Origin of the sequence: Methanocaldococcus vulcanius M7 (assembly GCF_000024625.1) — an archaeon.
GTDB lineage: Archaea > AGJL01 > Methanococci > Methanococcales > Methanocaldococcaceae > Methanocaldococcus > Methanocaldococcus vulcanius.
Window position 1 is genome coordinate 1,623,086 of the sequence record NC_013407.1, and the last position, 19,692, is coordinate 1,642,777.

Consider the following 19,692-nt stretch of genomic DNA (forward strand, 5'->3'; position numbering starts at 1 on the left):
CGGAAACAACTTTCCCATATATATAGGATTTATAATTTATGGAGGAAGTTATTAATATATATTTAACCTTTGCACTAAACCGAAAAGTATATATAGTAGTTTTCCCATTCTATAATTCGCTTGCGGTGCAGGGGTCGCCAAGCCTGGCCAAAGGCGCCGGACTTAAGATCCGGTCCCGAAGGGGTTCGGGGGTTCAAATCCCCTCCCCTGCACTATTTTGATTTTATTAGTAATATATTTTGTTTTGTTATTAATTTATTATTGTTAATTTACGTTTATTCACGTTTAATTTTTTATTTTAATTTAACACAGTTGTTGGATTTTAACGTTATTTTAAATTTCTTTTTGAAGTTATTTCATTTTTACATGTGTTTTATATTTTTAAATGTCAAAATAATTGATTATTTTAAATTTACAGATTTAAATTAAATTAAAACGATCCAAAAATACAGGTGAGGGTAGTGAAAGTCCACTTTTTACATAAGCCGGATATTAAAAATTTAGTAAATTTTATTAAAGAGCATATCTATGATTCAGTAATTATTTTACTATCAAGATGTAGCGTAATATATGACGGAAGAGCAAAGAGCACCCTAAATGAAGGAGATCGAATCATCATGATAAAACCTGATGGATCGCTCCTAATTCACAAAAATAAAAAAAGAGAACCAGTTAATTGGCAACCTTCAGGGAGCTCAATATCCTACAAAATTGAAAATAAACAATTTATTATAAGAAGTATTAGGAAAAAACCAAGAGAAGTTTTAGAGATAATTGTTTATGAAGTGTATCATGCCTGCGCTTTTAAGTGTGAGGACTATGAAGAATTAAATCTAACAGGCAGCGAAGGAGATATGGTAGATATGATATTTAAAAATCCCAAGTTAATTGAGGAGGGATTTAAACCGTTATCTAAGGAGTATCAAATCCCTACTGGAATAATTGACATACTCGGAAAAGACGAAAATAATAATTGGGTCATTTTAGAGTTAAAAAGACGAAGAGCCGATCTACAATCTGTCTCTCAGTTAAAAAGATACGTCGAATATTTTAAAAGCAAATACGGAGAAAAAAGAGTTAGGGGAATTTTGGTAGCCCCTTCATTAACTACTGGTGCTTTAAATCTTCTAAAATCAGAAAATTTAGAATTTAAAAAGTTAACTCCTCCTAAAAAAGATCAAACGCTTAGTAAAAAATTAAATAAGAAACATAATACAATTAACAAAATAGCAATTTTAGATGAATGGTTATAACTAACTTAACACAGAAAAAGAAAAAAATAGAAAAAATTAAAATAAATAAAATCATATAATAACTATCAACCCCCCAGTGGGTTAGCCCTCTTGACATAGCAGGGCTTAGGATGATAGAGGGTGTTAATCTGGGGGGACACCTATTATTAAATCAATTTGCCGTATTGGTGAAAAGAATGAAGATCTATTTTGCTACCGGAAATTTAAATAAAATTAAAGAAGCAAAGATTATTTTAAAAGATTTAAATGTGGAATTAGAAAGAGTAAATATTGAGTATCCAGAGATACAAGGGAGTTTAGAAGAAGTTGCTGAATTCGGGGCAAAATGGGTTTATAATATATTAAAAAAGCCAGTTATTGTGGAAGATAGTGGGTTTTTTGTTGAGGTATTGGATGGATTTCCAGGAACATATTCAAAATTTGTTCAAGAAACAATTGGAAATGAAGGAATTTTAAAACTTTTAGAAGATAAAGATAATAGAAATGCCTATTTTAAAACAGTTATTGGTTATTGCGATGAAAATGGAGTTAAATTATTCAAGGGCGTTGTTAAAGGACAAGTCAGCAGGGAAATTAGAAGTAAGGGCTATGGATTTGCTTATGATAGTATTTTTATCCCAGAAGGAGAAAACAGAACTTTTGCAGAAATGACTACGGAAGAAAAAAGCAAAATATCGCATAGAAAAAAAGCTTTTGAAGAATTTAAAAAGTTTCTATTAAGCGACCTATTAAAAAGAAAAGACAAAAATTAAAAATTGGCAAAAATTTAGCAAATATTCCCAATCTTTTTATTGTTTTTTATTTTTAACGATTCTTTTAAGATTCTCTCTACTTTTCCATCAACATCTCTTAAATACATATCAACTGTTATCCCCCTCTTTCCAATTAATCTTATTTTATCTCCTATTTTTGCATAACCACTAAACCCTTTCCACGTATATATTCCATTAAAGTAAAAGCCATTCTTGTATATGTAGACAGGATACTTCTTAATTCCAGCCACATACAGGACAAAGAACATACACGCAATTGGAGAAATAAGCATTAAAAAGGACTTTGTAAGAAAGTATAGGAAGAGACCTATTATAATCCCAATGGCTAAAAATAATATCAAGAGCTGATTAAATACTGATGGCATTATATTTTTAAGATTATCATAGTATTGAGAGATAACCTCTTCCCTTATTTTTTTAACCTCCAATTTTGGTAATTTGAAAAATATTAAATATATTGGAGCCAGTCCTAAAATTACCAATAAAAACCCCACATATAGATATATTGCATCCCCTAATACATTTACCATATCCATTATACCCCTCCCCCAAAAACTTTTAAACAGAAGATCTCCTTATTCATCCATATTTCCCTAAATATATAAAAATTTTGGTGATAGTGTGAATCCCTTTGATGTTATGAAGGCATCTCAAATTGCCTGTTGCTTAGAGGTTAGTTCCTTTAAGCCGGGAAATGTTCATAGGAATAGGGACTATAAGGATATAAAATACCATCACTTCATAAACTCTGGAATTGCATTTGGAAATGTTATTTATGAAGCATCTCAAAAAGATAAGGATGTTGGCTTATACATAAAAAAGGCAGTTATTGAGAGTAAAAAATGGTCTCCAACTAATGCAAACTTAGGCATTATAATGCTACACATTCCCATAGCAATGGCTGCCGGAAAATTAAAAAATTTTAATGAAAATAAATTAAAAGAGAATTTAAAGAAAATTGCTGAAAATACAACTGTTGAAGATGCCTTAAATGTCTATGATGCTATAAATATAGCAATGGCTTATGTTAATAAACCAAAGAAAGGTCCTGACGTTAATTCCGAAGAAGCGAAAAAGGAACTTATTGAAAAAAATTTAACTCTCTTAGATGTTTATAAAATATCCGCAGAATGGGATAATATAAGCAAAGAATGGGTTGATAACTTTAAAATCTCATTTGAGGGCTACAATTTATTAAAAAAGTATTATAAAGAGTTCAACAACATCAACTTAGCCATAACAAAAACATTTTTAAACCTATTGGCTAAATATCCTGATACATTAATCGCAAGAAAGAGAGGTTTTGAAACTGCCTTAAAAGTTTCTAAAATGGCTGAAGATGTATTAAATAACTTTACTGAAGAGAAGGTTAAAGAGTTTGATAGATATTTATCAAAGGATGGTAATAAATTAAACCCCGGAACAACTGCTGATTTAATTGCTTCATCATTGATGATATTTATATTGGACAGGATAGATAAAGGGGAAACGGTTTTATGGTAAAAATGTTTTGATGAAACTTTTTCAAAAGTTTCGTTTAATGATATTTATATTGGATAGGATAGATAAGGGAGAGACGATACTTTGGTAAATAATCTTTCCATTATTATTACTACCACATCTCCGCTTCGCTCGGAGGTGTAAATTTACTAAAATAACCATAAACCATTAAAATGATCATTCAGGTGAGATCGTGGAAAAAGATATTTATGAAAAGATTATGGATTTAGCAAAAAGAAGAGGTTATTTATGGAGTTCATTTGAGATTTATGGAGGAATTGCAGGATTTGTTGATTACGGTCCTTTAGGATGTTTATTAAAAAATAACATCATATCAAAGTTTAGAGAGCAATATATTATTAAAGAAGGATTTTATGAGATTGAGAGCCCTACTGTAACTCCTTACGAAGTTTTAAAAGCATCTGGGCACGTTGATAATTTTACAGACCCAATTGTTGAATGTAAAAACTGCTTAGAGTCGTTTAGAGCAGATCATCTAATTGAAGAGTTTGTAGATGTAGATACAGAAGGAAAAACATTAAAGGACTTGGAAGAGTTGATTAGAAAACATAATATAAGGTGTCCAAAGTGTGGAGGAGAGCTTGGAGAGGTTAAGAAATTCAACTTGATGTTTGTTACTTCTATAGGGCCAGGAGGAAAGAGAACTGGTTATATGAGACCTGAAACAGCGCAGGGAATATTTATACAGTTTAGGAGGTTAGCTCAATTTTTCAGAAATAAGTTGCCATTTGGTGTAATTCAGATTGGTAAAAGTTATAGAAATGAGATTTCTCCAAGACAGGGAGTTATTCGACTGAGAGAATTCACTCAGGCAGAGGTTGAATACTTTGTCCATCCAGAGAGAAAGGAACATGAGAGATTTGATTTGATTAAGGATGAAGTTGTTCCTCTCTTACCTTCTGAAAGGCAGATGGATGAAAACCTAAAAGATGATGAAAAGATACTCAAAATGAGCATTGAAGAAGCAGTAGAAAAGGGAATTATAAGACATCAAACAATTGCCTACTTTATTGCCTTAACAAAGAGGTTTTTGGAAGAGATTGGAATTGATAAAGATAAGATTAGATTTAGACAGCACTTACCAAATGAGATGGCTCACTATGCTATCGACTGCTGGGATGCTGAGATATATACAGAGAGGTTTGGATGGATTGAGTGTGTTGGAATTGCTGATAGAACTGACTATGATTTAAGAAGCCACTCTTCACATAGCGGAGTTGAGCTTTCGATATTTGTTGAACTTGATGAAGAAAGAGAGATCGAGACATTTGAAATAAATCTAAATTATAAGGTTGTTGGAAAGATATTTAAGAAAGATACAAAGGCAATTGAGGAATATATAAACAATTTAAGTGAAAAAGAGAAAGAAGAGTTTGTTAAAAGCATTGAAAAGGATGGAAAGGTAATAATAAACATTGATGGAAAGGACTTTGAGATTTTAAAGGATTATGTTGAAATTAAAAAGGTTAAAAAAGTTATTAAGGGGGAGAAGGTTATTCCTCACGTTATAGAGCCATCCTATGGAATTGATAGAATTACCTACTGCTTATTAGAACACGCTTATAGGGAAGAAGAGGATAGAGTTTATTTGGACTTGAAGCCATCAGTCGCCCCTATAAAGGCCTATGTTCTGCCGTTAGTTAATAAGGATGATATGCCAAAAATAGCTAAGGAAATAGAACAGATGTTAAGAGAAAATGGCATTATAGCTGAGTATGATGACAGTGGAGCTATTGGGAGGAGATACATGAGGGCTGACGAGATTGGAGTTCCATTCTGTATAACAGTAGATGGACAAACATTGAAAGATGGGACTATAACAATTAGAGAGAGAAATACAAGAGAGCAGGTTAGAATACACATTGAGGAGTTAGTTGAGTATCTAAAAAGCAAGGTATAATGATTTCAATTTTATCTATTTTATATGAGGTAATTAATTATATAGTCCTTATTTATTTTAATTTTTATTTTAATATTTTAATATATTTTACTTTTTTCTGTTTATTTTTCCTCAAAAAGTTTTTTTATTGTTTCATTATCTATGCAGAATTTAAAATCTCTTGCTTTATATATCCTCTTTGCTCTACTTCCTTCTAACACCAAATCACTCTCTACTAAGTTTGCCTCCTCAAGTTTTCTAAGATGGGCATAGACAACTGGTCTCGACAGTTCTAACTCTTTTGCTAATTCGTAAATGTTTCTTGGTTGTTCATTTAAAATGTAGAGAATTTTTATACGTATTGGGTTGGACAATGCATCACCCATTTTAACAATATCTATCAACTTCATAAAATCACTCGATTTCTTCCCATTTCTTTTTCAACTCCTTAACTATCTCTTTTATCTCCTCAACATCCTTCTCTATTTTTACAAGTTTTTCGTTATCTAATGAGGGAGATTGTCTCTTCAATGGAGCAATTAATATATAGACAACAACAGCAATAACTAAAATTAAGATAACCATCCACAATATGCTATAAAATGGACTAACAGTCCCTTCAGTTCCTACATAGTGAAGAGCAAAACCCATGGGCATTTTTTCACCTAAAAACTTTAAAGTTGTCAATTGTTTTATAATTTTATTTTCGAATTTTATTTTTTGTTTTTTTTTATTTATTATTCTATTATTTTTAATTTTCTCTTAACTATTTATAACCTTAATTAAAAACAGACAACCGCAGAGTAAAAATAAAAATATATAAAGATAATTATAAAGTAATTAGGTGCAAAGACCTCGTGTTAAGGGGAGATAAAATGGAGGAATTAATATATAAGATATTATCTCTACTCCACAAAGAAGGGATCATTCGAATTATCAAAGTTAATGGAGGAATAATTGTTAAAGATGATAAAGAAGACAAAGTACTACTGTATATTGGAGAAGATCTTTTAAACGACAGCATAAATGATATTGTAGATGAAATTAGAGATGGAATAATTTTTCCACAATCCAAAGAAACGATATTAAAAACATTAAGGGAAATTCTTTTTAAAAATATAAAACAATCAAAAGTCATACAGAAAGAGTATTTTCTATTAGCCCAAAGTATCGAAGATCTGTTAAACAATCTCTCACTACAAAAAGATAATCTACCAAAAACTTCACAAAAAATACCAAATCTAAACGGGAAGATTGTATATCAAATTCAAGAGAAAGACAGAAGAATAATTCTCTTAAAAGATTTTAAACCCACAGATAGAATTTATTACGAAGCCCCGATGATAGAAAATTTAAAAAAATTATGGAGAGGTAAAACTATCCATAGAAATTTTGCAATTGTAGAGGTTATAAAACAAAAAGTAAATATTCTATGCGAATTTGACGCAATTGGGGTTTTAGATGATATACTTTGCATATTTGAAATTAAAAATAAACAAACAAAGAATGTTCCAAGATTTTTATTTAATTTTTTTAAATATGCTCCTTATATTTTAGAATGGTTAAAAAAGAATCAATATAAAATTAATTATGTTGCTCCAATCCTCTACCTTAGAGAAAAAACGGATTATAAAAACATAAAATTAAATATAATTTATTATCACGATATTTTAGAGAACAAAGAAATAAAAATAAATATTCTTTATCAAAATTTTGATGGTAGGATATTTGAATCTGGAAAAATCTTAAAAGATATTGTTCTAACTAAAAAATCAGTTGAAAGTGTATCAAAAAAAGAAAAAGACAATAATAAAAAAGAAAATGATAATATTGTTCTCAATATATCCTTCCCCAAAAACTGCTACGAGGATATAAAAACTATGGTGGTTGAAGGTTTTTTTCAGTCAGAAGAGGATTTTATAATATTTGCAGTTAAAAACATGCTAAATATAATTAAACCATTGAAAAATATTAAAAAGCAGGGTTAAACAATTTCTCCTTTAAAAGCCACTGGTGGAGAAATTAATTTTCCTCTCTGTTCAGAATCTTTTAATGGCAGAGCATCTTTAAGCATTTCAAATATATTTCCTCCAAACATTCCTCTTTTAATTGGAACAATTTCTCCGTCTTTATAATAGAAGGAATTTTGTATCTCCACTGCAAAGTCCCCAGTTATTGGATTAGACGTGTGGGATCCTATAATTCCATTTACAAAAATATATTCTTCGAGATCTTCAAGAGAAGTATTTGTTTCTTCTATTATAAAGTTTGTTGGGGAGATATAAGGGAGGGTTTGATAACTTCTCGAAGCATTTCCAGTAGATGATTTTCCTTCTTTTTTAGATCTTTTTATATCATACAAATAGTTTTTTAAAACTCCGTTCTCAACTAAAATGGTTCTCTGCGTTGCCGTTCCTTCTCCGTCAAATTTTGAAGAGTTTAAAGCGTTATCTAATGTTCCATCATCTATTATCGTTATATTTTCACTGAAAATCTGCTCTCCAATTTTTCCTCTTAAAATACTTCTACCTCTTTGAACATTCTCAGCACTAAAAGCCGGCATTAATGTATATGAAAGCAAATTATTCAATGCTCTTGGAGATAAAACAATAGTTCCTTTATAATGAAATTCTTTACCATTTGAAGATTTTTTAGCCAATTCTAATGCTTTATGACTAATTTCCTCTACATTAAATACATCATGTAAGGTTTTTCCTTCATAGGATGTCTCTCCTTCATACATTATAAAAATTGAAGCTGAAAAATACGTGCTTTCTTCCTCTACATCCACTCCGTTAGAGTTAACTATTCTTTCATAAACTCTTGCTCTATCAACCCCTCCACTTAAAACAGTAGCACCATTTTCAAGAGCAATATCTCTCATAACTATAAGATTATCTAACAATTCATCTTCACTTAGATCTAAAACATTTTTGCAGAATATTCCTTTTACTTCCCTATATTTTTGAGGTTCGGCAAATTCAACATATTTATCCTCTACAACATTTTTTATTGCCTTATAGACAATATCTTCATCGAATTTATTTGCATATGCAAATCCAACTTTTCCATCTTTTAAAACCCTAACTCCTAAACCATAGGAAACGCCAGATTGGAAGCAATCCACACTCTTTCCATCCAGATCAACACTATCACTGTAAGATTTAACAAAAAAAACTTCCGTTTCGAATCCCTCTTTCTCTCCAATCTTTATCAATTTTTCAATATCCGCTTCCATTATTTTCACCAAAGTTGGCAGATCAGAAATTAAAAAATAAAAAAATTAATTTTTAATTATTTAAAAGTATATTAAAGTAAATAATTAACGTAAATAATGTAAAAAGTTAGAATGGACACCTAAACTTTCTACCTGCATATTTACTTAATCCTAATTCCTGCTCTATCCTTATTAATTGATTATATTTAGCCGTTCTCTCCCCTCTTGCTGGAGCTCCTGTTTTTATCTGTCCCGAGTTCAAAGCAACTGCTAAATCAGCTATTGTTGTATCCTCTGTCTCTCCACTCCTGTGTGAAACAACAACCCCATAACCATTTCTAAAAGCCAAGTTTGCAGAATCAACTGCCTCACTTAGGGTTCCAATTTGATTGACTTTCAAGAGTAGAGCGTTTGCTGCCCCCATTTCTATTCCTTTTCTCAATCTTTCAGCATTTGTAACAAATATGTCATCTCCAACTATTTGTATATCCAACTCTTTGGTAATAAGTGCAAAACCCTCGAAATCCTCTTCGTGGAATGGATCTTCAATAGATACAATTGGATACTCCTCAACTAATGCTTTATAATACTCCAACAGTTCTTCTCTTGTCAATTTCTTACCTTCTACATGATAATAACCATCTTTATAGAATTCTGAAGCAGCAGGATCTAATGCAAAGACGATTTCATCTTCATATCCTGCTTTTTTAACACTTTCAGTTAATAGATCTAATGCCTCCCTTGCAGTTTTTAAAGGAGGAGCAAAACCTCCTTCATCTCCAACATTTGCAGCATTTTTTCCATATTTCTCAATTATAACACTTTTTAAAGTGTGATAAACCTCAGATCCCATTCTTATAGCTTCAGAAATGGATGTAGCTCCTACAGGCATTATCATGAACTCTTGAAGATCAAGATCATTTCCCGCATGTTTTCCTCCATTTATTACATTCATCATCGGAACTGGCATGACATAGGAGTTAAATCCTCCAAGATATTTATAAAGTGGAATTTTTGCCGTTGCTGCCGCTGCTTTTGCCACTGCTAATGAAACTGCTAATATAGCGTTAGCTCCTAATCTTGATTTATTTGGAGTTCCATCCAACTCTATCATTATTGTATCTATTTCTCTTTGCATTCTTGCATCGTATCCCAAAATCTCTGGCTTAATTATCGAATTCACGTTCTCAACAGCCATTAAAACCCCTTTCCCTCCAAATCTCTTCTGTTTATCTCTCAATTCTAACGCCTCGTGTGATCCCGTTGAAGCACCACTTGGCACTATTGCAGATCCATAGCCGTTTCCTTTTGTTATAACCTCAACCTCTACTGTTGGATTTCCTCTCGAATCGATAACCTCTCTCGCGATTAGATCTTTAATCTCAAATCTCTCATCTACATTGTATAACAATCTACCACCTGTATAAGATTTTGTTAAAATAACATTCATTTTAAACTAAATATTAAACTTTCAACTTTAAAAAGTTTTATTAAACATTTGTAAATTTACATAGATAGCCAGTGTATTGTTAGCAATAGAATATTAACATACCAATATACGAGATATTAATATATTTGCATGTGATTATTATTTTGGAAAAACGGAAATTATAGTAGATATAAAAATCATAAAAAATAAATTATAAGAATAAAATAAAATTTTATAAAATTTTATAATGTAATTTATATAATATTAAAAATAAAAAAGAATAAAAAAGTTATGGGTCTAAAAAAGGTGAAATATTTATGTGTTTAGCAATAAAAATAAATTATAAGAATAAAATAAAATTTTATAAAATTTTATAATGTAATTTATATAATATTAAAAATAAAAAAGAATAAAAAAGTTATGGGTCTAAAAAAGGTGAAATATTTATGTGTTTAGCAATTCCTTGTAAGGTTATTGAGATCATTGAAGAGGATGGAGAAAAATATGCGATTGCAGAATATAAAGGTGTGAAACAAAAGGCAAAGTTAACATTGCTTGATAAGGAAGTAAAAATTGGAGATTACATATTAATACACACGGGCTATGCGTTGGAAGTTTTAAATGAGGAGGATGCAAAACTAAGCTTAGAAGCTTGGGATGAATTATTTAAAGCCCTTGAAGAAATGGAATAAAACCATTTTATATCCATTATTTATAATGATAAGACAGTTAGTATCACAAAAAAATAAAAATAAAAAAAAGATTAGGAATGAGGATAATTTTATATATTCTTAACTCTTACTTTCTTTTTTATCTTTATAATTTTTATTATATTCTTCAAATTGGATAAAGACAAAAGTTTAAAATCTTTAAAATCTTTTAAAAAAATAAAAAAATTAATTAAATCTTAAAAAGATTTACATTTTTCTTATTCTGGTTCTACTTTTACAGCTCCTGTTGGGCATACATCTTCACAAACACCGCAGTAGGTGCAGTCATCAGGTCTTGCTACAACAACTTTATCCCCATCAATTTCAAAGACCTCCATTGGGCAGTTGTTTGCACACTCAGCACACTCAGCTCCCTTACATAGATTGTAATCGATTGTTACTGCCATTTTTTCACCTCTTTTAGGTTTATGGTATTGGTATTTAGAATTTAGTATGGTTTATATGAGTTTTTGTATTCTTTTTAATTTTTATATATGCTACATCAACAGTTGACATATAAAAAACTATCGGAAAGAAAAACAGGACTATTTTATGAAAAAATAACGAATTTAGAATCTTCTTATATTTGGATTAACTATTGTTCTTTCAATATTCCAAACCTCATTTAAAACGTTGGAGGAGAGATCTGCTCTCAAAAATGGAACCTTGAATCCAACTGCTATATGTGAAAATGAGGAGTTGTTTCCATATATTACAGGAGATAATGCCTTCTCAAATATGTAATTTATATAGTAGTTCATCTCCGTTATTGTTCCAATCTCATAGGGATTTATCTTAACGAAATCGCTCTCTTCATAGATACTATCAGTACACAATAACCCATCAAACTCACAAGGTTCTTCTACTTCTAAATAATCGATCTCAGATAGATCTCTGTTTTTTACTATATCTTTTTTAGATTTTAAACCTAAGAGAATATCTAAATCCTCATCTTCCTTTATTTCATCAATTATTGTCCTAATATCCTCAACTTCCTCGAATATATCTTTACAAACAAAAGCTCCACTAATATTTTCAATATCGTATTTTTTTGAAAGCTTATCTTTAACTTTTAGGTAAAAGTGAACTAACTCTTCAACTGATTCAGCCATTACTATTGGAATTAACTCATTTTTATTTTTATCCACAAGTATTGCCGATGAAACAATTGGCAGATCGGTTGTTAAAGCCCCTCCAAGAAATTTAAATAAAGGAATGTCTAAACTGTTAGAGGCGGATCTTGCTACACTAATAGAGATTCCGCATGCAACTTTTGGATCAATGGAGGATGTCTCACAAATTAAGGAATCAATAAAATCAATATCTGTTGCAGGATATCCAACGATCTCAGGAGCAATAACATTTTCAACATCTGCAATTGCTCCTTTTGGATCCTCAATTTCAATTATATCATACCCAACAGAAACGTTTGTCATAGTTGTGATCATAACTTTGATCCTTCCTCCTTTAAAAACTTCCTTTGCAGTGATCTTTTCAATAATAACATTTGTCAATTACTCCACCTCAGGAGATATTAAAAAAGATTTTACATTTTTGGTCTAACTGGTTTTAAAGGAACTTTTTCTTGCTTTATCTCTTCGTATGCTATTTTGAGTGAACTATCGCACGTTGTTTTTATTGTTGCATATGCTCCATCTGAAATTTGTAAACTTCTCGCTCCAAGTATTCTCGCAATTTCAAACTTGGTTAGTCGCAAAACAACCACCTCAGAAGAAACTTCAACTTTTAAAGCATAAAAATCTATTTATGTAAAATAATTGGTGGGGCCGCCGGGACTTGAACCCGGGTCGCACGCCCCCCAAGCGCACAGGATAACCAGGCTACCCCACGGCCCCTCATTAAAAGTTAATAGATTATGCATTGCTTACTTTGATTTGAAGTTATAAATATCTTTCGTCATGGGCTATAATCTCATCTATAATTTCTCTTCCACCTTCTCCTATCCTATAGGAAACAAACATTCTTCTACAACAGTATTTTTTTATTCCCAAGTCATCAAGAACTTTTTTTGGATCTTCTCCTTTTAAAACTCTTTCTTTATATTCTTCGAAAACTTCGGCAATAACATTTCCACAAGAAAAGCATCTAATGGGAAACATCATATTATTTCACCTCAAAAAAACCAAATCCAAAACATTCAATAAAATTCAATACAAAAAGATAAAAGAACGCGAAATGTAAGCAAATTATCTGTATGATTTTTGTCTTTTTGCTCTTGGACCTTTTGTAGATCTACTTGGTTTGTGTGGTTCTGTTCTCCTTGCATCGCTAACTAACAATGTTCTATCATAAGCCAAGAACTTATCTCTCAACTCTTTACTTCCTGTAAATTCAACAATTGCCTTTCCTATCGCGGTTCTTACCGCATCCATCTGACCCATTATTCCTCCGCCTTTAACTGTAACGTCAATGTCTATCTGATCAATGTATCCTTCAGCAAGGAAAATCGGCTCCATTAATTTCATTCTTTTATATTTTGGCTCTATCAACTCAATTGGTATTTTATTTACTCTAATTCTTCCTTTACCTTCTCTTGCTACCGCTCTCGCAATTGCTCTCTTTCTTTTACCAACTGTTATAACAATTTTTCCCATTTAATCACCTCAGAATTTCGCTCCCAAGTGTTTACTTAACTCAGCTAAGGTCATATACTTGGTTGTGTTTAAGTTGTGGTTTATTTTTTCATCCACAGTTAAATTCTTTGGATTACCAACATAGACCTTAACTCTTTTAAATGCTTCTCTTCCTTTTGCCTTTTTGTATGGAAGCATTTTTCTGATTGTTCTTCTCAGTATGTCATCAGGTCTTCTTGGAAATTTTGGCCCGAATCTTCTTGGATTTGCTACGTTTTTCTTTTCTCTTTCTTCTCGATAGGTTTTTATAATCCAGTCCTTATTACCTGAGATAATAACTTTTTCTGCATTTACTATTATCAACTCTTCTCCTCTTAAAGCTCTTTTAGCAACCTCAGAAGCCAATCTTCCCAAAACCGCTCCTTCTGCATCTATTACTACCATAACCTATCACCGTGTTTATGCCATAATTTTTACGTTAGATCCTTTTGGATTTTTCTTTATTAATTCTTCAATGGTTATTGCCTCTCCTCCTTTCTCTTCAATTAATTTTTTAGCTGTTTCACTGAATGAGAAAGCAGCAACAACAACTTTATGGTCTAATTTTCCAGCACCTAAAACCTTTCCTGGAACCAAAACAACATCCCCTTCTTTTGTATATCTGTTTATTTTACTTAAATTAACTTCTGCTCTCCTTCTTCTTGGTTTTGCTAATCTTCTTGCAATATCTTTCCAAATCTTTACTTGATTCTTGTAGCTTTCTTGCTTTAACGTTTCAATTAACTTAACCAATCTTGGATTTGTGGCCATTATCTTTTTCATCACTCTCACCGTGTTTTTTAAGTTTTAAAATTTTTATTGCTCTATCGTTTCCAGTTGTTGTAAGAAAGAATCTGCCTTATCCCTAAGTATTTTGACTGCCTCTTTTAATATCTGCTCTGCATCAATCTGCCCAAAGGTCTCTACAAAAAACTCAACCTCATCTTCACTCAACTGTTTATAGACAGCATTACATGGTTGCCATTTAGCGTGAACCTTCCCAATACCTGGAACTGCTTCACATTCAATTTTTATTCTCTGCCCTTTTCCTAATTTGACTATTGGTATATTTTTAAAGGCAACTTCTCCGTTTTCGGATTTTAAATCGGATGAATAGACCGTGCAAGGACCTTCTTTTTCTAAGGTAAATGTTATAATTTCAGTATCAAGCAGGGGTTTACCTTTAATTGGAATTAAACCCAATCTATGAGCTAAAATTTCATCGTCCATTGATGATGAGTTTTCATATATATAAACATCTTCAATTGCAAAGGTTGGGACTTCAGAAATCATTATTCTCCTAATAGCATTAGAAAAGGATATGGGGGCTTTTAAAGAAAAAATAAATTCCTCCCCTATTCTTGTTTTTTTCTTCTCTTTGATTGTAATCAAAGATTATCACCGCTTACTTTTTAAATCTCTTCTTTGGCGTAGTTCCATCATGTGGAACTGGAGTTACGTCTTCTATTCTTCCTATTCTCAATCCAGCTCTTGCCAATGCCCTAATAGCTGCCTGAGCCCCAGGTCCTGGGTTTTTCTGTCCACTCCCTCCGGGAGCTCTAACTTTGATGTGTATGTTTTCAATCCCCCTCTCTTTTAAAACTTCTGCCAATTTGAAAGCTGCCTGCATTGCTGCGTAAGGAGATCCTTCATCCCTCTGGTTTCTTGTAACCATACCTCCTGAGATTCTTGCAATTGTTTCTGCTCCTGTTATATCTGTTGCGTGAATTATCGTGTTGTTATATGATGAATAAATGTGAATTATTCCCCATTTTTCTTTTTTCTGCTCTGCCATGTAATTTCACCTTTCTATTGTTTGTATGCCCTCTCTTTTTCAGAGAAATTAGTTTTCGGCCTCTTGTGTTTCTGTCTCTATTAATCCTATAATTTTAGAGCTTTCGGGATGATTGTTATCATTAAATGGAGAGTTTTTAGCATAACCTATTTTATCTTCTTCTTCAACACTTACCATATAACTTGGAGAGGTAACTACTCTTCCATCAACTGCAATATGTCTATGAATTATTAACTGTCTTGCTTGTCTTGGTGTTCTTGCTAATCCTTTTCTAAATACAAGTGTTTGTAATCTTCTCTCTAAAATGTCCTCAACTGTTAAAGATAAAACATCATCAAGAGTAGGATCTTCTATTTTTAATATACCATATTTTCTCAGAACGTTGAAGAGCTGAACTGCCTCTTTAGCTCCCTGTTCTGTTCTATCACTAATTAATCTTCTTGCCTGTCTTCTATATTTTCTTAAAATTGTTTCTGCCTTCCAGACCTCTCTTTTCCTTCTTAAACCATATTTTTTACATAACTCTTTTTCTCTTTCTATTCTATCTTTGATCCATGGGTGGTTAGGTGTTTCATAACTCTTCTTAAATCTTCTTCTTGGATCTCCCATCTAATCACCTTATTATGTTTTTAATTCGCTTTTAATTACGTTTAATTATAAATCAGAATTTTAAATTATTACATAAGAATCTACGTAGTTAAAATTAACTAATTGTAAAAAATTATATGGGTTTAAGTTTATTTGTTTATTTTTTCCTTCTTGAGACCCCAACTGTTGGACCTCTTCTAAATGTACTCTTTGTTCTCTGTCCTCTACATGGTAATCCAAGTTCGTGCCTAATTCCTCTATAACATCTAATTCTCTTCAATCTGTTTATATCTTCTTGTTTTATAATCATCAGATCGCTTTCTATTACGTGTTTATCTTCTCCAGTGATGTAATCCTTCCTTCTGTTGAACATCCATGAAGGAATTCCAAATTTTGCAGGATCTATCAAAACCTCTTCGATTTTTTTGATTTCTTCCTCTGTTAAATACCCTGCCAATTTATCAGGATCTAATTTTGCAACTCTTACTATTGCCCTTGCCATTGCCTCTCCAACACCATAAATATCTTGGAGAGCCATTATCAACTTCTTGTTTCCATCAATATCTGTTCTTGAAACTCTAACTAAATATTTAAATTCAGTATTTTGGATATTCTCTGTCAAGGTTGCACCTCCATAATCTTCGTGTTTTGCAGAATTTAAATTGAAATAAATAAAATAATAAAAAGAACTGACGCGGAGGGGGGGATTTGAACCCCCGCGGGGCAAAGCCCCATGGGATTTCCAGTCCCACGCCGTAGCCGGGCTTGGCTACCTCCGCTCCAAATATTACAACCTACCAAATCATGACGTTATAGTTTTTGTTTTATTATTTATTATTTTTTATTTTTATTCTTTCTATGTATTTTTAATTATCATAGACAGATTGTGTTTTCTGCGATTTATAACTTTTTATTAAATTTTTTTGGGTGTTTTCTATTTTTTAATATATATTCATGTTTTAAGTGGACAAACCTCTCAAACATTTTCAATGATATGGTTAATGTAGGAATAGTTATATATTGTTTTCGGTTTTTATTAGTTTGGAAGATCTACGTAATGTTCTTTATGAGGAGGTATTTATAGTTTTGCAGTTAATTATAATTATTTACAATATATTTTATTATAATTTATTATTATATCTTAAAGACCATAAGGGATACATATGTCAGTAAAAGTAGCAGAATACATGACAAAAAATGTAATAACAGTATCAAAAGATAATACAGTCAGAGATGTAATAAAACTATTGAAAGAGACGGGGCATAATTCATTCCCAGTCGTGGAAAATGGAAAGCTGATTGGAATTGTCTCTGTTCATGATATTGTGGGAAGAGATGATAATGAAAAGGTAGAAAATGTAATGACAAAAAGGGAGGATATGGTTGTTACAACTCCTGATGCCAATATAATGGATGTTGGTAGAGTAATGTTCAGAACAGGATTTTCAAAACTGCCGGTTGTTGATGAAGAGAACAATTTAGTGGGAATCATATCAAACATGGATGTTATAAGATCCCAGATAGAAAAAACAACACCTAAAAAGTTAGAAAACATCATAAAAACATATAAAAGTTTAGGATATAACTTAAAAGTTGAAAAAGAAGAAGTAGATGTAAAAAAACTTAGGCCAACGCAAAATAAGATTCACGCTGATGAATTGATCGGTAGAATGTATGAACTAAAAAAGGGCTTAGCAGAGCCAATAATTGCTATAAAAACAAAAAGAGGGGACTATTATATATTGGTGGATGGGCATCACAGGGCAGTTGCTGCCTACAAGATGGGAGTGCCGAAGTTAGATGCCTATGTGATTTATTTAGACACTGATAAAAAGCTTGGTATAGAAAAGACAGCTGAGATTATGAATTTAAAGTCATTAGCAGATGTTAAAGTTGTAGAGAGTGATGATGAAAACAGTGCAAAGGTAATCACCTACAAGAAAAATGAAATGGGATAAATTATGATAATTAGAGGAATAAGAGGAGCTAAAATAAAAAATGAGATATTTAGTTTGGATTTAAATTTTCAAATTTTAAATGCTGATGTTATAGCCACAGAAAAACATATTTTACATGCAATAAACCAAGCAAGAACAAAAAAACCGATAGCAAAGAGTTTCTGGATGGAAATTTTAGTTAGGGCTTCCGGACAGAGACAGATACAGGAGGCAATAAAGATCATTGGGGCTAAGGATGGGAATGTGTGCTTAATCTGTGAAGATGAAGAGACATTTAAAAAAGTTCATGAGCTAATTGGTGGAGAGATAGATAATTCGGTTTTAGATATTAACGAAGAGAAAGAAAAATTGATAAGAGAGGTTTTTAAGATTAAAGGTTTCGGGAACGTTATTGAGAGAGTTTTGGAGAAGATAGCCCTAATTGAATTAAAAAAGGAATAATTTTGAACATTATAATGATATTTTTTGCGAGGATGCAGTTCTTTTTCAAATAGGGAATCTTTCAAATAAACATCTAAAACCAAATGAAAATCTTGTCTAACCACTCTCAAAGACGTCCGTGTTCATTTAACTGAATTAATAAATAGAAATAGCCAAAACTCTAAAAAATTAAAATAATAATTTAAAAAATAAATTTAAGGTTGGAATCTTTCAAAACATAGGGAAAACTCTTAATCTGGTGATAAAAATGAGAGTTATAGAAGGAGGAGTTGTGTCTCCAAAAGGATTTAAAGCCAATGGATACAAAGAGGGAAAATATGGAGTTGCCATAATTATCTCTGAAAAAGAGGCGGTTGGAGCTGGAACATTTACAACAAATAAAGTTGTAGCACACCCAGTAATCTTATCAAGGGAACTAATAAAAAATAAGGATAAATTTAGGGCAATAGTTGCAAACAGTGGGAACGCTAACTGCTTCACAAAAGATGGGATGAGAGATGCCAAAGAAATGCAAAAATTAATAGCAGATCTTTTTAATATTAGAGAGGATGATGTCTTAGTTGCCTCAACAGGAGTTATTGGAAGAAAGATGAATATGGACATTATAAAAGATAGAATAAATAAGGTCTATAATTTGATAAAAGAGGGGAATAGTTCAATAAACGCTGCCAAGGCAATAATGACAACAGATACAAAACCAAAAGAGATAGCTGTGGAGTTTGAGGTTAATGGAAAAGTTGTTAGAGTTGGAGGAATAGCAAAAGGGGCAGGAATGATAGCTCCAAATATGATACATGCCACTATGCTCTGCTTTATAACAACTGATATAGAGATTGATAAAGAAAGTTTAACAAACGTTTTGCAGAGGGTTGTGGATAAAACATTCAACAACATATCCGTCGATGGAGACACTTCAACAAATGATACTGTCTTCATTTTAGCCAATGGGCTGAGTGGAGTTAATTATAATGAGTGTAGGGAAGAGTTTGAAAATGCCTTGTTGTATGTTTGCAGAGAGCTTGCGAAGATGATTGTTAAGGATGGTGAAGGAGCAACTAAGTTTATGGAGGTTGTTGTTAAAGGGTCTAAAACTAAGGAGGATGCGATTAAAGCTTCAAAGGCCGTTGTTAATTCTTTGTTAGTCAAGACAGCAGTATTTGGTGGAGATCCAAATTGGGGAAGAATTGTTGCTGCTGTTGGTTATAGCGGAGCTGATTTCAATCCAGAGATTGTTGATGTTATATTGAGCAACTATAAAGATGAGGTTTATTTGGTTAAAGATGGAACTCCATTGGCTGATGAAGGAACTGAAGAGTTAAAGAAAGCAGAAGAATTAATGAAATCTGATGAAATAAAGATAGTTGTTGATTTGAAGATGGGAGAGTTTGAAAATGTTTGTTATGGGTGTGATTTGAGCTATGAGTATGTTAGAATAAATGCTGAATACACAACTTAAATTATTTTAATTTTTGTTTTATTATTTTTATTTTTATTA

The 19,692-nt window shown here is 31.7% G+C and carries 25 protein-coding genes and 3 tRNA genes; 10 read left to right on the forward strand and 18 right to left on the reverse strand.

Translation table 11 applies throughout. From position 1 onward, the window contains the following. Positions 1-127 precede the first annotated feature (127 nt). The 3 genes from METVU_RS08000 (at position 128) to METVU_RS08010 (ending at position 2,005) form a co-directional block, all read left to right on the forward strand. A tRNA-Leu gene (locus METVU_RS08000) sits at positions 128-212 on the forward strand. Between the two features lie 249 nt (positions 213-461). Further along, positions 462-1,253, forward strand: coding sequence for an endonuclease NucS (gene nucS / locus METVU_RS08005; protein WP_015733688.1), 792 nt, complete (start codon positions 462-464; stop codon positions 1,251-1,253). Between the two features lie 176 nt (positions 1,254-1,429). After that, positions 1,430-2,005: an XTP/dITP diphosphatase gene (locus tag METVU_RS08010; protein WP_015733689.1), complete on the forward strand. Its 576-nt coding sequence runs from the start codon at positions 1,430-1,432 to the stop codon at positions 2,003-2,005. A 14-nt stretch (positions 2,006-2,019) separates the two neighbouring features. Here the strand turns inward: METVU_RS08010 and METVU_RS08015 are convergent, their stop codons facing one another. Further along, positions 2,020-2,562, reverse strand: a complete 543-nt coding sequence (locus METVU_RS08015; RefSeq protein ID WP_015733690.1) for a hypothetical protein — start codon at positions 2,560-2,562, stop codon at positions 2,020-2,022. Positions 2,563-2,647: 85 nt separating this feature from the next. Between METVU_RS08015 and METVU_RS08020 the strand changes: the two genes are divergently transcribed. Further along, complete coding sequence (locus tag METVU_RS08020; protein ID WP_015733691.1) at positions 2,648-3,529, forward strand: triphosphoribosyl-dephospho-CoA synthase; 882 nt, start codon at positions 2,648-2,650, stop codon at positions 3,527-3,529. Positions 3,530-3,719: 190 nt separating this feature from the next. Further along, complete coding sequence (glyS, locus tag METVU_RS08025; protein ID WP_015733692.1) at positions 3,720-5,447, forward strand: glycine--tRNA ligase; 1,728 nt, start codon at positions 3,720-3,722, stop codon at positions 5,445-5,447. Positions 5,448-5,548: 101 nt separating this feature from the next. Here the strand turns inward: glyS and METVU_RS08030 are convergent, their stop codons facing one another. Continuing rightward, positions 5,549-5,836, reverse strand: coding sequence for an ArsR/SmtB family transcription factor (locus METVU_RS08030; protein WP_015733693.1), 288 nt, complete (start codon positions 5,834-5,836; stop codon positions 5,549-5,551). A 4-nt stretch (positions 5,837-5,840) separates the two neighbouring features. Beyond that, positions 5,841-6,083: a hypothetical protein gene (locus tag METVU_RS08035; protein WP_015733694.1), complete on the reverse strand. Its 243-nt coding sequence runs from the start codon at positions 6,081-6,083 to the stop codon at positions 5,841-5,843. 218 nt (positions 6,084-6,301) lie between these two features. Between METVU_RS08035 and METVU_RS08040 the strand changes: the two genes are divergently transcribed. After that, the gene (locus METVU_RS08040; protein ID WP_015733695.1) at positions 6,302-7,414 is read left to right on the forward strand and encodes a hypothetical protein; all 1,113 of its coding nucleotides are present in this window, start codon (positions 6,302-6,304) and stop codon (positions 7,412-7,414) included. Here METVU_RS08040 and METVU_RS08045 read toward each other — a convergent pair. Both METVU_RS08045 and eno read right to left on the reverse strand, forming a co-directional pair. Beyond that, positions 7,411-8,664, reverse strand: coding sequence for a TldD/PmbA family protein (locus METVU_RS08045; RefSeq protein WP_015733696.1), 1,254 nt, complete (start codon positions 8,662-8,664; stop codon positions 7,411-7,413). The two genes, METVU_RS08040 and METVU_RS08045, sit on opposite strands and share 4 nt — an antisense overlap. Before the next feature lie 106 nt (positions 8,665-8,770). Continuing rightward, positions 8,771-10,093: a phosphopyruvate hydratase gene (gene eno / locus METVU_RS08050; RefSeq protein ID WP_211204353.1), complete on the reverse strand. Its 1,323-nt coding sequence runs from the start codon at positions 10,091-10,093 to the stop codon at positions 8,771-8,773. A gap of 425 nt (positions 10,094-10,518) precedes the next feature. On the opposite strand from eno, the gene METVU_RS08055 reads away from it, so the two are divergent. Beyond that, positions 10,519-10,764, forward strand: coding sequence for a HypC/HybG/HupF family hydrogenase formation chaperone (locus METVU_RS08055; RefSeq protein ID WP_015733698.1), 246 nt, complete (start codon positions 10,519-10,521; stop codon positions 10,762-10,764). Positions 10,765-11,000: 236 nt separating this feature from the next. On the opposite strand, the gene METVU_RS08060 is transcribed toward METVU_RS08055, so the two are convergent. The 13 genes from METVU_RS08060 to METVU_RS08120 form a co-directional block, all read right to left on the reverse strand. Further along, positions 11,001-11,189 carry a 4Fe-4S dicluster domain-containing protein gene (locus METVU_RS08060; RefSeq protein WP_015733699.1) on the reverse strand — a complete coding sequence of 63 codons (189 nt, stop codon included), beginning with the start codon at positions 11,187-11,189 and terminating at the stop codon, positions 11,001-11,003. A 162-nt stretch (positions 11,190-11,351) separates the two neighbouring features. Continuing rightward, the gene (locus METVU_RS08065; RefSeq protein ID WP_015733700.1) at positions 11,352-12,296 is read right to left on the reverse strand and encodes a hypothetical protein; all 945 of its coding nucleotides are present in this window, start codon (positions 12,294-12,296) and stop codon (positions 11,352-11,354) included. Positions 12,297-12,328: 32 nt separating this feature from the next. Next, positions 12,329-12,499, reverse strand: a complete 171-nt coding sequence (locus METVU_RS08070; protein ID WP_015733701.1) for a DNA-directed RNA polymerase subunit K — start codon at positions 12,497-12,499, stop codon at positions 12,329-12,331. Positions 12,500-12,561: 62 nt separating this feature from the next. Continuing rightward, a tRNA-Pro gene (locus tag METVU_RS08075) sits at positions 12,562-12,638 on the reverse strand. Between the two features lie 45 nt (positions 12,639-12,683). Next, complete coding sequence (locus METVU_RS08080) at positions 12,684-12,905, reverse strand: DNA-directed RNA polymerase subunit N (protein WP_015733702.1); 222 nt, start codon at positions 12,903-12,905, stop codon at positions 12,684-12,686. A gap of 84 nt (positions 12,906-12,989) precedes the next feature. Further along, positions 12,990-13,397 carry a 30S ribosomal protein S9 gene (locus METVU_RS08085; RefSeq protein WP_015733703.1) on the reverse strand — a complete coding sequence of 136 codons (408 nt, stop codon included), beginning with the start codon at positions 13,395-13,397 and terminating at the stop codon, positions 12,990-12,992. A 9-nt stretch (positions 13,398-13,406) separates the two neighbouring features. Further along, entirely contained in the window at positions 13,407-13,820 is a 414-nt protein-coding gene (locus tag METVU_RS08090; RefSeq protein WP_015733704.1) for a 50S ribosomal protein L13, read from the reverse strand. A gap of 15 nt (positions 13,821-13,835) precedes the next feature. Beyond that, entirely contained in the window at positions 13,836-14,198 is a 363-nt protein-coding gene (locus METVU_RS08095) for a 50S ribosomal protein L18e (RefSeq protein ID WP_015733705.1), read from the reverse strand. A gap of 33 nt (positions 14,199-14,231) precedes the next feature. Beyond that, complete coding sequence (locus tag METVU_RS08100; protein WP_015733706.1) at positions 14,232-14,807, reverse strand: DNA-directed RNA polymerase subunit D; 576 nt, start codon at positions 14,805-14,807, stop codon at positions 14,232-14,234. 13 nt (positions 14,808-14,820) lie between these two features. Further along, the gene (locus METVU_RS08105; protein ID WP_015733707.1) at positions 14,821-15,210 is read right to left on the reverse strand and encodes a 30S ribosomal protein S11; all 390 of its coding nucleotides are present in this window, start codon (positions 15,208-15,210) and stop codon (positions 14,821-14,823) included. A gap of 48 nt (positions 15,211-15,258) precedes the next feature. Beyond that, complete coding sequence (locus METVU_RS08110; RefSeq protein WP_015733708.1) at positions 15,259-15,819, reverse strand: 30S ribosomal protein S4; 561 nt, start codon at positions 15,817-15,819, stop codon at positions 15,259-15,261. Positions 15,820-15,955: 136 nt separating this feature from the next. After that, on the reverse strand, positions 15,956-16,408 hold the full coding sequence (locus tag METVU_RS08115) for a 30S ribosomal protein S13 (RefSeq protein ID WP_048197116.1): 453 nt from the start codon (positions 16,406-16,408) through the stop codon (positions 15,956-15,958). A gap of 83 nt (positions 16,409-16,491) precedes the next feature. After that, positions 16,492-16,577: transfer RNA gene (locus tag METVU_RS08120), tRNA-Ser, on the reverse strand. A 384-nt stretch (positions 16,578-16,961) separates the two neighbouring features. Here METVU_RS08120 and METVU_RS08125 point away from each other — a divergent pair. The 3 genes from METVU_RS08125 to argJ all read left to right on the forward strand — a co-directional run bounded on the left by METVU_RS08125 (position 16,962) and on the right by argJ (position 19,653). Continuing rightward, positions 16,962-17,756, forward strand: a complete 795-nt coding sequence (locus METVU_RS08125) for a CBS domain-containing ParB/RepB/Spo0J family partition protein (protein ID WP_015733710.1) — start codon at positions 16,962-16,964, stop codon at positions 17,754-17,756. A gap of 3 nt (positions 17,757-17,759) precedes the next feature. Beyond that, on the forward strand, positions 17,760-18,197 hold the full coding sequence (gene cgi121, locus METVU_RS08130) for a KEOPS complex subunit Cgi121 (RefSeq protein WP_015733711.1): 438 nt from the start codon (positions 17,760-17,762) through the stop codon (positions 18,195-18,197). A 247-nt stretch (positions 18,198-18,444) separates the two neighbouring features. Beyond that, positions 18,445-19,653 (forward strand): bifunctional ornithine acetyltransferase/N-acetylglutamate synthase, encoded by a 1,209-nt coding sequence (gene argJ / locus METVU_RS08135; protein ID WP_015733712.1) that lies wholly within the window; start codon positions 18,445-18,447, stop codon positions 19,651-19,653. The last annotated feature ends 39 nt before the right edge of the window (positions 19,654-19,692 follow it).